The organism is Myxococcota bacterium, from assembly GCA_040387835.1.
Classification (GTDB): domain Bacteria; phylum Myxococcota; class UBA727; order UBA727; family JABDBI01; genus JAZKCZ01.
Genome location: JAZKCZ010000001.1, coordinates 249194 through 263433 on the forward strand (window position 1 = coordinate 249194; position 14240 = coordinate 263433).

14 protein-coding genes are annotated in these 14240 nt (G+C 48.5%); all 14 read left to right on the forward strand.

Features of this window, described 5'->3' with window-relative positions; all coding sequences use genetic code 11:
- Positions 1–101: 101 nt before the first annotated feature.
- The gene (locus V4534_01220) at positions 102–746 is read left to right on the forward strand and encodes a cytochrome c3 family protein (protein MES2503476.1); all 645 of its coding nucleotides are present in this window, start codon (positions 102–104) and stop codon (positions 744–746) included.
- 23 nt (positions 747–769) lie between these two features.
- The gene (locus tag V4534_01225; protein ID MES2503477.1) at positions 770–3736 is read left to right on the forward strand and encodes a Fe-S cluster-containing hydrogenase; all 2967 of its coding nucleotides are present in this window, start codon (positions 770–772) and stop codon (positions 3734–3736) included.
- A 1-nt stretch (position 3737) separates the two neighbouring features.
- On the forward strand, positions 3738–5126 hold the full coding sequence (nrfD, locus tag V4534_01230; GenBank protein MES2503478.1) for an NrfD/PsrC family molybdoenzyme membrane anchor subunit: 1389 nt from the start codon (positions 3738–3740) through the stop codon (positions 5124–5126).
- Complete coding sequence (locus tag V4534_01235) at positions 5119–5652, forward strand: DUF3341 domain-containing protein (GenBank protein MES2503479.1); 534 nt, start codon at positions 5119–5121, stop codon at positions 5650–5652. Before nrfD ends, V4534_01235 begins: the two co-directional genes overlap by 8 nt.
- Positions 5649–6167, forward strand: coding sequence for a cytochrome c (locus V4534_01240; GenBank protein ID MES2503480.1), 519 nt, complete (start codon positions 5649–5651; stop codon positions 6165–6167). Before V4534_01235 ends, V4534_01240 begins: the two co-directional genes overlap by 4 nt.
- Entirely contained in the window at positions 6164–7285 is a 1122-nt protein-coding gene (locus tag V4534_01245) for a hypothetical protein (protein ID MES2503481.1), read from the forward strand. Before V4534_01240 ends, V4534_01245 begins: the two co-directional genes overlap by 4 nt.
- A gap of 1 nt (position 7286) precedes the next feature.
- Positions 7287–7544 (forward strand): hypothetical protein, encoded by a 258-nt coding sequence (locus V4534_01250; protein ID MES2503482.1) that lies wholly within the window; start codon positions 7287–7289, stop codon positions 7542–7544.
- Complete coding sequence (locus V4534_01255; GenBank protein ID MES2503483.1) at positions 7531–8328, forward strand: SCO family protein; 798 nt, start codon at positions 7531–7533, stop codon at positions 8326–8328. The genes V4534_01250 and V4534_01255 overlap by 14 nt, the downstream gene beginning before the upstream one ends.
- On the forward strand, positions 8316–9308 hold the full coding sequence (coxB, locus tag V4534_01260) for a cytochrome c oxidase subunit II (GenBank protein MES2503484.1): 993 nt from the start codon (positions 8316–8318) through the stop codon (positions 9306–9308). Before V4534_01255 ends, coxB begins: the two co-directional genes overlap by 13 nt.
- 27 nt (positions 9309–9335) lie before the next feature.
- A complete protein-coding gene (ctaD, locus tag V4534_01265; GenBank protein ID MES2503485.1) occupies positions 9336–10916 on the forward strand; it encodes a cytochrome c oxidase subunit I in 1581 nt (526 codons plus the stop codon).
- Positions 10903–11553, forward strand: coding sequence for a cytochrome c oxidase subunit 3 family protein (locus V4534_01270; protein MES2503486.1), 651 nt, complete (start codon positions 10903–10905; stop codon positions 11551–11553). Before ctaD ends, V4534_01270 begins: the two co-directional genes overlap by 14 nt.
- 7 nt (positions 11554–11560) lie before the next feature.
- Positions 11561–12013, forward strand: coding sequence for a cytochrome C oxidase subunit IV family protein (locus V4534_01275; protein ID MES2503487.1), 453 nt, complete (start codon positions 11561–11563; stop codon positions 12011–12013).
- An 82-nt stretch (positions 12014–12095) separates the two neighbouring features.
- Entirely contained in the window at positions 12096–13232 is a 1137-nt protein-coding gene (locus tag V4534_01280; protein ID MES2503488.1) for a mechanosensitive ion channel family protein, read from the forward strand.
- Position 13233: 1 nt separating this feature from the next.
- Positions 13234–14226: a DNA polymerase III subunit delta gene (holA, locus tag V4534_01285; protein MES2503489.1), complete on the forward strand. Its 993-nt coding sequence runs from the start codon at positions 13234–13236 to the stop codon at positions 14224–14226.
- Positions 14227–14240: the final 14 nt, after the last annotated feature.

Sequence of the window (14240 nt, forward strand, 5' to 3'; positions counted from 1 at the left end):
GGCGTCAAATCTAGCATCTTTTATGCAAGGTGCCCAGAGGGTCTAAAACAACTTGCCAAGTTTACCTCGAGCAAATAAGTAACGACGTCGAGGCATTTTGCATGGCGCAGATTTTTCCAAAATGGACTAACAAAGTCCCGAAAATAGCCGTTGTATCGTTAGTGTGTTCGGCTATCGGGATCGTTTTCATTTTTTGGTACTGGTTTTCTCCTTATAACTTGGAAGTAGGCTACCAGCCCGTTCAGCCGGTACCTTACAGTCACAAGATTCATGCAGGCGATCTAGGGATGGATTGCCGCTACTGTCACACGGGTGTGGAAAAGGGCCCAGTTGCGGGTGTTCCACCGACGCAGACTTGTATGAACTGTCATGCGACGATTAAAACCGATTCATTGGCTTTGGAGCGGGTTCGTGAAAGTAACCGAACCGATTTGCCCATTCCTTGGATTCGAGTTCATAAAGTTGCGGACTATGCCTATTTCGATCACAGCGCTCATATTGCTGCTGGTGTAGGTTGCATCAGCTGCCATGGCCGTATTGATCAAATGACCGAAGTCAAACTTGAGAAGCCTTTGAGCATGGGTTGGTGTCTTGATTGCCATCGAAATCCAGAGCCTCACTTAAGGCCGTTAGATAAAATTACCGACATGGAATGGGTAGGCGATGAGAACTGGAAGACAATTGCCAGAGCGAAGGCCAAAACCCTCCATCCACCGGTTGAAAGCTGTTCAGGGTGCCACCGATGACGATAAATGAATCAGAACAAAACATGAAATACTGGCGTTCGGTGCAGTACCAAGAGTGGACCGACGAATACAAAAATCTGGTTAAACACGAGTTCCAAGACGGCCAGAGCGAGTTCACCAGTCTGCAACGTCGAGACATGCTTAAGCTGATGGGCGCTTCGTTTGCACTGGCTGGTCTTGGCACAGCTTGCAGACGGCCTGTTGATAAAATCATGCCGTATTCGAAGGCGCCTGAAGGAACCATCCCGGGCGTGTCGAAGTATTTCGCGACCACCAGGCCTTGTGCTTGGGGAGCAACAGGCCTTGTGGTGGAAACCCACGAAGGTCGGCCCACGAAGATTGAAGGCAACACGCTGCATCCCGCGAGCTTAGGCACAGCAAGCATCCATGACCAAGCTTCAGTGCTTGAGCTTTATGATCCAGATCGTTCACGGACGCCTATGAGAGCATTCGGTGAAGGCCAAGTGCCAAGCACCTGGGGCGAATGGGATGCATTTGCAGACGAGCATTTTAGAGCGCTCCAAAAGACTCAAGGCGAAGGCTTGGCGTTTGTATTAAACGGCGAAGAGTCGCCGACCATTGAACGCCTGAAAAAAGAAGTTTTGCTGAAGTTTCCTAAAGCGGTCTTTTATGTTCACCAGCCTTTGGCGTTGGTAAATACAAAAGCAGGCGCTGAGAAGGCCTTTGGTGCCGGCTCGCGTGTTATGTATCGGTTGGAAAATGCGAAAGTAATCCTCACCGTGCAGGCAGATCCGATCATGTGTGGCCCGAGCGCCAAAATGAACGCGCGCGGCTTTGCTCAAGGTCGTAAAATTTTCAAGGCTGAACAAGCCTCATCGATGAACCGATTGTATTCGGTTGAAGCCAATTATTCGCTGACTGGCACCAACGCTGATCACAGGTTGCCGTTGTCCGTTTTTGAAACGCCTGGCTTTTTAAATGCGCTGGCTTATGAGTTGTTTCCGGGCAGATTTGCCGCGGCAGGCTTTAAGGACGCAAAGTTTGTCAAAGCGCTCGCTAAAGATTTGCTTAAAAACAAGGGGCAGGCGGTTATTGTGGTTGGGGAGACCTTGCCTGCCGAATGCCATGTGCTGGCCCACGCCTTAAACCAAGCTTTGGATGCACAGGGCAAAGTTTTTGACGTCCTAAAAGCCTCGGTCACTACTGAAAGAAATGTTAATCAGCTGGCCGAAGATCTCGGCAGAAGCCAGATTAATACACTCGTGATGTTCAGCGTGAATCCGGTGTACTCGAGCGCTGCTAAGTTAAAGCTTACGGATGCTTTAAAAAAGGCTTCTACAGTGATTCATGCGGGTATTTACGCGGATGAAACTGCTCAGTTGGCCCATTGGCACTTGCCGCTCAATCACTTCCTCGAAAGCTGGGGTGATGCACGCGCGTTTGACGGAACGGTTTCTTTCATACAGCCGATGATCGATCCACTGTTTGGATCGCGCTCGGATATTGAAGTATTGGCCCAAATCGCCGACTTGCCTTCGAAAAAGGGTCAAGAGTTGTTAAAGGCGACCTGGAGTGGCGCCAAATGGGAACAGGCACTGCATGACGGCGTGTTGCCGGGAACGGCTTATCCGATCGCGGCAAAGAACACGGTTTCTGCTGCGGCTGTTGCCGGTGCCAAGGCGCTTCAAAATGGCGAAGTGGAAATCTTATTCGGCTTTGATCACAAAGTGCTCGATGGTCGCTATGCCAATTTAAGCTGGATGCAGGAATTGGCTGACCCCGTAACCAAAATTACTTGGGGTAACGCCATTTTGGTTAGCCAGGCCATGGCGGTCAAGATGGGCATTCAAAGCAAAGTGACTGACCGCTTGTACAACGCGGACGTTTTATCTGTGACTTTAGATGGTCAAACGACAGAAGCACCGGCGTTTATTATGCCGGGCCTGGCCGATAACAGCGTGATAGTGTCGTTGGGATACGGTCGTGAAAAAGCCGGAACCATTGGTAATGGCGTTGGCGTTAACTTCTTTAAGCTTTTGCCTGCCTCTGGCAGCAGGGTGTCTTCAAACGCTCTCATTAAGCGAACAGGCAAGACAGAAAAGCTAGCATCTACTCAAGAGCAGTTTGCGATGAATGGCGATGCCATTCAGGAAGTTAGTGTGCTGTCGCTTGAAAAGCGTGATCCTGCGAAACTTCGAACGGCCAAAGAGTTCGGCGATGGCGCTAAGATTAAGAAGCCTGAAACCGCTCAAATGACCGAAGCATGGAAATACACTGGCAACAAATGGGGCATGGTCATCGATTTGACATCCTGTATTGGTTGCAACGCTTGCGTGACCGCTTGTCAGTCGGAAAACAATATTCCTGTGGTTGGCAAAGACCAGGTGATGCGTTCACGTGCTTTGCAGTGGATTCGAGTCGACAGATATTTCACAGGTGATGTGAAAAACCCGATGAGCATCGCACAGCCTGTGCCTTGTATGCATTGCGAAAACGCGCCTTGTGAACCGGTTTGTCCTGTAGCAGCCACGGTGCATGATACCGAAGGTCTGAACACGATGATTTACAATCGTTGTGTTGGGACGCGATATTGCGGTAACAACTGCCCGTATAAAGTCAGGCGCTTTAACTACTTGGATTACTCCAACAGCGGCAATATCTATATTAACCCGCTGGATAAAGAACGTAACGTTCTGTTGCAAATGCAAAAGAATCCGGATGTCACGATTCGTTATCGCGGCGTTATGGAAAAATGCACTTATTGCACGCAACGGATTCAAGAAGCCAAGATTTCGGCAAAGAGAGAGCACCAAGACTCGAATGATTTGCCAGACGGCGCGGTAACCCCTGCTTGCGCGCAGACTTGCCCAACCCAGGCCATTACTTTTGGCAACTTGAACGATGACGAGTCACGGGTCAGTGTTTTGAAACTCAGCGATCGGAACTATGATTTGTTGGGTGAACTGAACACCAGACCTAGAACGTCTTATCTCGCCAAACTCAGAAACCCAAATTTGGAGCTGGTCTAATATGCATCGCGGAGACGTGGTTTTAGAAGAACATGTGAGCGGCCGAGAGACCTTGATTCGCGGTGGCTTGTCCTATCACGATGTGACCGAGGCAGTTTGCAGGATGCCAGAAACACCGTTCATGATGAGCCCCAAGGCTTGGATGATTGGCCTGGCTGTTTCCTTGTCGCTGCTGGCCATGTTTTTATTGTCCATTGGCTACTTGATTTGGGAAGGCATCGGGATTTGGGGAAACATGTCTCCCGTCTTTTGGGCGTGGGATATTGTTAACTTCGTGTTCTGGGTTGGTATTGGCCATGCTGGAACGCTGATTTCTGCGATTTTGTTTTTGTTTAGGCAAAAATGGCGGACATCGATTAATCGCTACGCAGAGGCAATGACCATTTTTGCGGTTATTTGCGCTTTGGTATTTCCGGGCATTCACGTTGGGCGTATCTGGGTGGTTTACTACTTCTTCCCGGTGCCGAACCAGATGGATATGTGGCCGAATTTTAGATCGCCACTGCTTTGGGATTTATTTGCGGTAGGGACTTACTTCACCGTTTCGTTGTTGTTCTGGTATGTGGGGTTAGTACCGGATTTGGCAACTTTGCGCGATAGAGCGAAGAATAAGACGGCCAAGCTGCTTTACGGGATTTTCTCGTTAGGCTGGCGTGGGTCGATGCAGCATTGGGTTCATTATGAACGCGCGTACTTGTTGCTCGCGGCATTGTCGACACCGTTGGTGCTTTCGGTGCATAGCGTGGTGTCTTTCGACTTTGCGACGGCGCAGCTGCCGGGTTGGCATACGACGATTTTCCCGCCGTATTTCGTTGCTGGGGCGATTTTCTCTGGATTTGCAATGGTGCAGACTTTGATGTTGCCCGCTCGAAAATGGTTGGGGCTTAAAGACATTGTGACCATGAAGCACATCGAGAACATGAATAAGATCATCCTGGTCACTGGGACGATGGTCGGATATGCTTATGGCGTTGAATTCTTCATGGCTTGGTACAGCGGTAATGAGTACGAGTCTTTCACTTTCGTGAATCGTGCGTTTGGGCCTTATGCATGGGCTTATTGGACCATGGTTTCTTGTAACGTGCTGACGCCGCAGTTGTTCTGGTTCAGAAAGCTTCGAACCAATATTACTTTGAGCTTTATCTTGTCGATATTTGTGAATATCGGGATGTGGTTTGAGCGTTTTGTAATTATCGTGACTTCGTTGAACCGTGACTTTTTGCCTTCCAGCTGGCATTATTTTACGCCTCGTATTTGGGAGCCGGTGTTTTTTATCGGTTCATTCGGTCTGTTTTTTACGCTGTTTTTGTTGTTCGTTCGATACCTTCCAGTGATTGCCATGGCGGAAGTCAAAAGCGTCATGCCGCATGGAGAAGAACACCATGCTTAAGAATTATGCTCTGATTGCAGAATATGAAAACCCTCATGATATCTGCCACGCGGCTGAACAAGTGCGCGAGGCAGGGTATAAAAAGTGGGATGCTTGCACACCTTTTGCCGTACACGGGTTGGATAAAGCCATGGGGCTTAAGGCCAGTATTTTGCCTTGGTTTGTCTTGGTAGCGGCCATCACTGGGTGCGGGCTGATTTCATGGTTGATGATTTGGGTGGCGGCTTATGATTACCCTTTGAATATTGGTGGTAAGCCAACGCTGAGCATTCCAGCGTTTGTGCCGCCAGCGTTTGAAGTAACGATTTTGTTTAGTGCGCTCACTTCGGTTTTTGGCATGTTTATATTGAATGGCTTGCCGCGTTGGAATCATCCGTTGTTTCACTCGAAGCGATTTGAGCGGGTTACCGACGATCGGTTCTTTATTGTGATTAAGGCCAGCGATAAGATGTTTGAGTTGGAAAAAACCAAAGCGCTGCTGGAGATGACCCATCCATTGAACGTAGAGCTGGTGGAGGAAGCATGAGAGTCCTATTCCTTCTGACAATCCTGGCGTGGTCTGGCTGCAGGGGGTGGACATCCACCGAGCCGCCGATTCATCCAAATCCTAATATGGATACGCAGATTAAGTACAAGCCTTATCGCGAGAGCGAGTTCTTCGCTGACCAACGGGACATGAGACCGCGTGTGGCAGGGACGATTGCTCGGGGCGATTTGGCGGACAATGACGACTTGCCGGTAACTCAAGCTTCGATGCACCGCGGTAGAGAGCGTTTTAATATTTATTGCGCCCCGTGCCACTCAGCTTTTGGAGATGGAGATGGCATCGTAGGCAGAAGGCTGCCAATTAAGCCGACGACTTTCCATAGCGATTACATGCGTGCTCAACCTTTGAGCCATTTTGTAGACGTGATGACCAATGGTATTCGAACCATGCCTTCTTACAAACACCAAGTTCCGATGAAAGATCGCAAAGCCATCGCGCTTTATATCAGGGCGCTGCAAAAGCTTGATCAGAATAAAACGAAGGAGTCGCCATGAGGATTCTAGCTTTGTTCGTTGTTGCGGTATTAGGTTTTGGGCTATGGGGCATGGGCTTTAGCGCAAATCCTACTCGGGCGATGTATGGCTATTTGTTTGCTTATGTCAGCGCTTTGACGATTCCATTGGGATGCATCTTCTATGTGCTGATTCAACATTTGACTCGGGCAGGATGGTCTGTGCTTACCCGGCGGATGGCCGAGTTTGGCATGGCTGTGGTGCCGATGTTTGCGGTGTTGTTCTTGCCGATTGCGCTGCTGGGGCATGATTTGTTTCCCTGGAGCCATGCTGAGCACCTGGACGAAATCTTGATTAAGAAGACGCCTTATCTGAATATGCCATTTTTTATGGTCAGAGCGGTTGTCTACTTTGTGATTTGGTCTGCAGTGGCAATTTGGTTTTATCGCAAATCCGTGGCTCAAGATGCCGGTGGCCGAGCTGAACTTTCGCGCACCATGGGCAAGGTTAGTACGGCGGCGGTGATTTTGATTGCGCTGTCTACCTCGTTTGCTTCCTTTGACTGGTTGATGTCATTGCAGCCTCATTGGTATTCAACGGTGTTTGGGGTCTATTTCTTTGCGGGTTGTTTTCTGTCGGCATTAGTGTTTATTGCCATGATGCTGATGCGCTCAACCGTGCCGGTCACAGCGGAGCACTATCAAGATATTGGTAAGCTGTTGTTTGGATTTACGGTGTTTTGGGCGTACATCGGCTTTAGCCAATTTATGCTTTATTGGTATGCCAATATTCCGGAAGAGACCGAGTTCTACATGCATCGCTTGCATCATGGATGGGAGTATATCTCCTACTGGCTGATTGTGACGAACTTCTTCCTGCCATTCTTTTTGATCATGTCGAGGCATATGAAGCGTTATAAGCCGGTATTTACCATCGGTTGTACGTGGATATTGCTGGCACATTTTTTGGATATCTATTGGTTGGTGATGCCGAATGCAGGCGATCATCATTGGTGGCTGTCGCTGCCGAATGATATCGGCGCGCTGGTGGGCATGTTGGCGCTCTTTTTAATGGCCGTAGCTATTTTGAAGAGAAACAAATCGGCCTTTCCAAAGGGTGATCCAAGGCTTTCAGAATCTTTAGCATTTGAGAATTACTAAGATGAGTGAACTAAGCGAACACGATATTTCTTCCAAAGCGACGCTGCTGATTTGGGCCTATATTTTAGGCTTTGGCGTGGTGCTTTACTTTTCACTGGCGGCTTTGAATATCTATTTTAGAGCCGAAGTCGATCGGGAGCATTATGTCAAAGTCGGCTCCGTGAAATCTAAGGAACTCCAGGATTTACAGGCGGCGAACGCTTTGAAGCTTGAAGGCATTGAGCAAGCGATGGACCAGGTGGTTCGTGAAGCTCGCTAGCTTCTTTATCACTTGCTTTGGCCTAGTGGCCGGCGAGGGGAGTCTGTTGGTGCCGCAGATTTTGCAAGGCACTGAGATTGTTGATAAGCCGGGTGCAAAGATCCCTCAGGATGTTCAGCTGCTGGATCATACGGGTAAACCTGTGCGTTTTGCAGACATTCTTGGCAAGGGAAAGCCGGTTGTCTTGACGCTGGGTTATTATCAATGCCCGATGCTGTGCAGCTTGGTGCTTAACGGTTTGACCGACGTCATGAAAAAGCAGTCTCTGCAGATTGGCAGGGACTATACGATCTTGTCGGTCAGCATTAACCCGAATGAAAAGCCAGATTTGGCGGATGCCAAGCGCAAGAATTATCTGAAAGTGATTGATAAGCCCGATAGTACGCCATGGGTGTTTGCCACGGGCAGTATGCCAGAAGTAAAGCGGCTGGCTGATTCGGTAGGGTTTGGGTATCAGTTCGATAAGAAATCAGGCGAGTATATTCATAGTGCGGGCATTTTCGTGGTGTCTCCTCAGGGCGTTTTAACGAGGACAATCTACGGGATCTCATATAAGCCTAGCGATTTTAAAATGAGCCTGATAGACGCGTCGAATGGAAAAATTGGGTCTTTGCTCGATCGAGTAATTCTCAGTTGCTTTCATTATGAACCCGACAGCCATAAGTACGGCTTTTACATTTTTGGTTTGATGCGGATTGCTGGATTTTTGACAATTGTGGTTATTTCAGCGGTCTTGTTGATGTTTTGGAAAAGAGAAAGGCGAGCAAAAGCATGGACAACTTAAAAGAGCTTTTGGCAATGAAATTGCCAGTATTTTCGCAGTGGTCATGGATGCCGGAGCCGGCGTCGGCCTATGCTGGCGAGTTTGATTCACTTTTTTTCTTTCTTATGTGGACAGGGCTCGGCCTTTTTCTATTGGTGATCGTGCCAATGTTTTGGTTCATGGCCAAATACCGCCGCAAAAACGAAAACCAAAAGGCACTGACTCAAAAAGACCACAACCACTTGGCAGAGACCTTGTGGACCTTTCTGCCGATGATCTATTTGGCAGTATGCTTCGTGTGGGGCTTTTTAGGCTTTTTGAATGTCTATTCGATTCCAGCGAATGCAAAAGAGCTTCGGGTAATTGGGCAAAAATGGAACTGGACAATTCAGTATCCGGAAGAAGGTATTTCGGTTTCAGGCCAGGGCGCTGTCGTCGGTGTTCCGATCGATACCAATATTAGGCTGACGATGTCGTCTCAAGACGTAATTCACAGCTTCTTCTTGCCGAACTTTCGAATTAAGCAAGACGTTTTGCCTGGGCGATATTCGACTTTGTGGTTTAGAGCTGACAAAGAAGGCGAGTTCCCCATCTTGTGCACCGAGTATTGTGGAGACTACCACAGCAATATGTTGGCCAAGCTGAAAGTCATGTCGAAAGACAACTATAAAGCTTGGGTTGAAAATTTAAAGAACGCGAATAACTCGCTGGCGCCGAAGGATTTGGGAGCTAAGCTTTATCAGAGTAAGGCTTGCGTCACTTGCCATACCACGGACGGCGCTCCTCGAATTGGGCCTACTTTTAAAGGGCTTTATGGCTCAACAACTGAGTTGGCTAATGGTAGCAAAATGAAAGTGGACGACACCTTTATTAAAGAGCATATTCTAACGCCAACCAAAACGCCGATTAAGGGTTATCCGCCAGTAATGCCTGCGTTCCAAGGGCAGCTCAGCGAAGTAGAAATTAATGGTTTGATCGAGTTTATCAAATCTTTTAAGTAAAGCAGTGAATGGGAGTTTGAAGGTTTTATGAGTTCGCATACGAATTATCTGAATGCCAAAAAAGGTTTCGCCTCTTGGGCGCTGACCATTGACCATAAGCGCATCGGTTTGATGTACTTAGTGTCCATTATGTCTTTTTTTCTGCTCGGGGGCTTGTTCGCGCTGCTTTTGCGCACGGAGCTTTTAACGCCTGCTCATACCATCGTGGATGCTAAACGGTATAATCAGCTGTTTACGCTGCACGGCGCGATTATGGTCTTTTTGGTGATTATCCCGGGGATTCCGGCCTCGCTGGGGAACTTTGTTCTTCCATTGATGCTTGGCGCCAAAGACGTTGCTTTTCCGCGTATCAATTTGGCCAGCTATTACATCTATGTGCTTGGTGCCATTGTGGCGCTATCTTCGTTGTTTGTGGGTGCGATTGACACCGGTTGGACTTTCTACACGCCTTATTCCACCACCACCGATGGTGGCGTGGTTTTGATGGTGACGGCAGCGTTTATTCTGGGATTTTCGTCGATTTTCACCGGGCTGAATTTCATTGTGACCACGCATAAGCTGAGAGCACCAGGCATGACTTGGTTTAGAATGCCGCTATTTATTTGGGGGATTTACTCAACCGCTGTCATTCAGATTATGGCAACGCCGGTGCTTGCGATCACGCTGCTCTTGCTTATCGTTGAGCGGACGTTAAAGATTGGTATTTTCGATCCGGTTCTGGGCGGGGATCCTGTGCTCTTTCAGCATTTCTTCTGGTTCTACTCGCATCCGGCAGTTTACATCATGATTTTGCCGGGAATGGCGGTTGTTTCTGAGCTGATCGCGGTGTTTAGTCAGAAGCGGATTTTTGGGTATAAGCAAATTGCTTATTCATCCATTGCCATTGCAGGCATCAGCTTTTTGGTTTGGGGCCATCATATGTTTGTCTCCGGGCAGTCTGAGCTGGTGGGCATGATTTTTTCGGCTTTGACGTTCTTGGTAGCGATTCCTTCTGGGGTCAAGATGTTCAACTGGTTGGCTACCATGAACCAAGGGTCGATTTCGTTTAAGACACCGATGTTGTGGGCGCTTGGATTTTTCTTTCTGTTTGCCATTGGTGGTATCACCGGCGTATTTTTAGGAACGCTTTCCGTGGATGTGCATTTGCATGACACGTATTTTGTGGTCGCACATTTTCACTACGTGATGGTAGGCGGTACTTTCATGGCGTTTATGGGCGGTATCTTTTACTGGTGGCCAAAAATGACCGGCAAAATGTACAGCGAGTTTTGGGGCGCTACCTCTACTTTAATGGTGGTGGTGGGCTTCAACGTGACTTTCTTTGTGCAGTTTCTGATGGGCGCGCAAGGCATGCCGCGTCGGTACTATAGCTATCTGGAGCAGTTTCAGATTTATCATCAGATTTCGACCATTGGCTCCTATATTTTGGGGCTTGGGTTTGTAACCGCGATGATTACTTTGTTGGTGTCCTTGAAAAAGGGCCAAAACGCGCCTGCGAATCCTTGGAAAGCGGCTTCTTTGGAATGGACGCATACCGATGTGATTCCAATAGAACATAACTTCCATGAGCAACCGGTTGTCACAGAGGGACCTTATGAATACAGGTAATGACCAACTGTTTCCCCTTCACAGTCACTTCGAGCGGCCGGCTCAGCAGATTGATGCTGCCAAGCTTGGAATGTGGCTGTTTCTTGCGACCGAAGTGCTGCTTTTTGGCGGGCTGTTTGTCGCCTATGCGGTCTATCACTACTTGCATCCGGATTTGTTCAAAGCGGCGCATCACTTTTTAGATGTTCGTTTGGGCGGGTTTAATACAGTTGTGCTGCTATTTTCCAGTTTAACTGTGGTGCTCGCCATTCATGGTGCGCAGCAGGGTAAAAAGCAGATGGTGCTGTGGAACCTGTTTTTGACATTACTTTGTGCCTCCACTTTCTTGGTGGTGAAGTACTTTGAGTATAAGCATAAGTTTCACATGGGCTTATTGCCAGGGTATTATTTCACCAATGCGATGTTGCCGAATCCGGACCAGGCACACATCTTTTTTGGCATTTATTTTCTCATGACGGGCCTTCATGGGGTCCACGTTGTGATTGGGATGATTGTTTTAGGGTGGCTGTTTTACCGAACCTGGAACAATGAGTTTAACCCGCAGTATTACTCGCCCCTAGAAATTGGCGGCCTTTACTGGCATTTGGTTGACGTTATTTGGATTTTCCTTTTCCCTTTGCTTTATCTGATTCGTTGAGGCCTTTATGAGTCACATTCACCGAGTTCGTGGATCCAATCCCCATGTTTTGCATGTTGGCGTTTATTGGGCCGTTTTTGCAGCTTTACTTTGCTTAACGGCTTTGACCGTTTGGGTAGCCGAGTTTGACTTTGGCACCATGTCGACCGCGGTGGCATTGTTGGTTGCCTGCACTAAAGCCACCTTGGTTTTGTGCATTTTCATGCATTTGTGGTTTGATAATAAGTTTTTTGCAGTTGTTTTGGCTGGTACCATGGCCTTTTTGTCTTTGTTCATCTTGTTTACGGTGATGGATGAGGGCTCTAGAACTTTGGTTGACCCGCAGCATGCCAATTTCTTACCCAGAGACCAGATTGTATGGAAATATAAGGCGGACCACCCTACCGCTCTGCCGCTCAGACCCGGGTTGAAGGAAGCGGTAAAAGATGATTTGATATTTGAAGGCCCAGAGCACGAATAAATAGTGAATAGCTAAGGGCCACAGTGGAGTTGAAATGATATTGGCTGGCCTCCTCTTACTAGTCGCGGTAATTTCGTTTTTTTTGTCTTATTACGTAACGAAACTGAATGTTAAATTCGTTTCGAGGCTTATTTTAAGCCGTCTTCCTAGCTTTGATAAAAAGATTTTACGAGCTGCCTTCACACCTGTGCGGGCAGGGTACGTGCTTGGTCTCTTCTTATTTGGCGCCCGTATCGTTGGTATTCCAGAAAACTGGGAACCTTGGGTTAAGCCTAGCGCAACTGTGCTCGCAGCGTTTATCTTAAGTTGGCTTGTTTTCAGTGTGGTCGATTTGCTGGGAGAGTGGTGGGCCGAGTATTTAAGGCAAGCGCACCAGTATAGTATTGTAGGCATTATCCCTTTGGTGCGCAGGACGCTCAAGTCTACGGTGGTCATTTTAGCTGCGCTGACTTTCCTGCAAAACTTAGGTATTCATGTTACCGCTTTATTGGCCGGTCTTGGGGTTGGTGGTATCGCCGTTGCTTTAGCCGCTCAAAAGACCATTGGCGATTGGATTGGCGGGGTGATGTTGATCTTAGACCGCCCGATTCATGTGGGCGATGAATGCAAGTTCGGCAGTCAGCAAGGGATTGTGGAAGAAATCGGGGTTAGGACCACCAAAATCAGGACATCGGAACGCACCATTATTGCCGTCCCCAATGCTGATTTTTCGCAAATGCAGCTTGAAAATCTATCTAAGCGAGACCGCATTCGTATCAACTGCATTTTGGGACTTAGGCGAGATACTTCTCCCGACCAAATTAGATACCTGCTCGTTGAACTGCGGAAGATTTTATATGCGCATCCTAAGATTGATAGTGTTCCTGCTCGCGTAAGGCTTGTGGCTTTGGGCGCATCCTCACTGGATATCGAAGTTCGTGCATATGTGCTGACCAATACGGATAACGAATATTTAGCTGTTCGAGAAGATTTGTACTTGCGATTTTTGGAAAAAATCCGCGAGGCCGGAACGCATTTGGCGCTTCCTGTTCAAGAAAGCGTGCCGGGCATGATGCTGGATCAAGAGCACGTTAAATCGATTGAGCAACGCGTGAATACCTGGCGTACTAAGAAAGAGCTGTCGTTGCCTGAATTTTCGCCCGAGCAACGTGAAGCTTTGGACGACATGCTGGACTATCCCCCTAAGGGTAGCGTGCTGAGCACGGAGTCAGAAGTCTAGTATGCCAAAAAGCTATGCCGACTGGATTAAGCATCTCTCAGAGCCGTCTCTCCCTGCCATTTTAGGCATTGGTGGCGAGGAACGGGCTTTCGTTGATGAAGCTTTGATTGAAATCAAAAACCGCGTGTTAGCGGGCGGTATGCCCGAGTTCAACTTCGATACGGTGTCAGCGAAATCTAACCCAATGACGGCTTTGCTCGCCACCGCCAAAGCGCTGCCGATTATGTCGCCTCTGCGTTTGGTGATTGTGACGGAAGCAGACACCATTAAAGCCGACGATTTCGAGATTTTTGATGCTTACGCGAAGAATCCGAATCCAACCACCGTGTTGGTGTTTGTTTTCGAGCAGCTGGATACGCGGGTTAAATTTCAAAAAAGCCTGGATGGTGCTGGCAGGCTTTATAAATTCGATCACCCACGCGATCGCGAAATGCTGGGATTGATTAAATCGCGCGGTTTAAATCACGGCCTAAGAATCGGCGATGACGCTGCTTCTTTGTTGCTGATGGAAATCGGCAGCAATCTGTTAATGCTTGAGCGTGCTTTGGAAAAACTAGCGCTCGCCTGCGAGCCCGGCGCGGTCGTTGGCGCGGCCTTGGTGGAAGCGCAGATTGCGCAAACGGCGTTCAGAGACGCGTTTACGTTGGCGCGCGCGGTGGTTTTGCGAGATAAGGCGCTGGCTGCAAAAATGTTGGCGGAGCTAAAAAGCGCTCAAGAAGTGCCTTTAAGATTAGTAGGCGTCCTAGCCTGGCAATGCCGCGTGGTGCTCAAAACCCGACTATATTTAGACGAAAAAGTGCGACCGGCAGATATCGCCAGCCGCCTCAGCCTCTTTGGCGATCGCCTAGAAATGGTCATGAAAGCCGCAAGGGCGATGGATACCAAAGCGCAAGTAGCCAGACTAGTGACCCTTTCAGAGCTAGACCGCGCGCTAAAATCCTCCAGAGTCCCCGCTTGGTTAATATTCGACCGGGCCGTCCTCGAAATGTGCTGACTCACGTCGGTGCA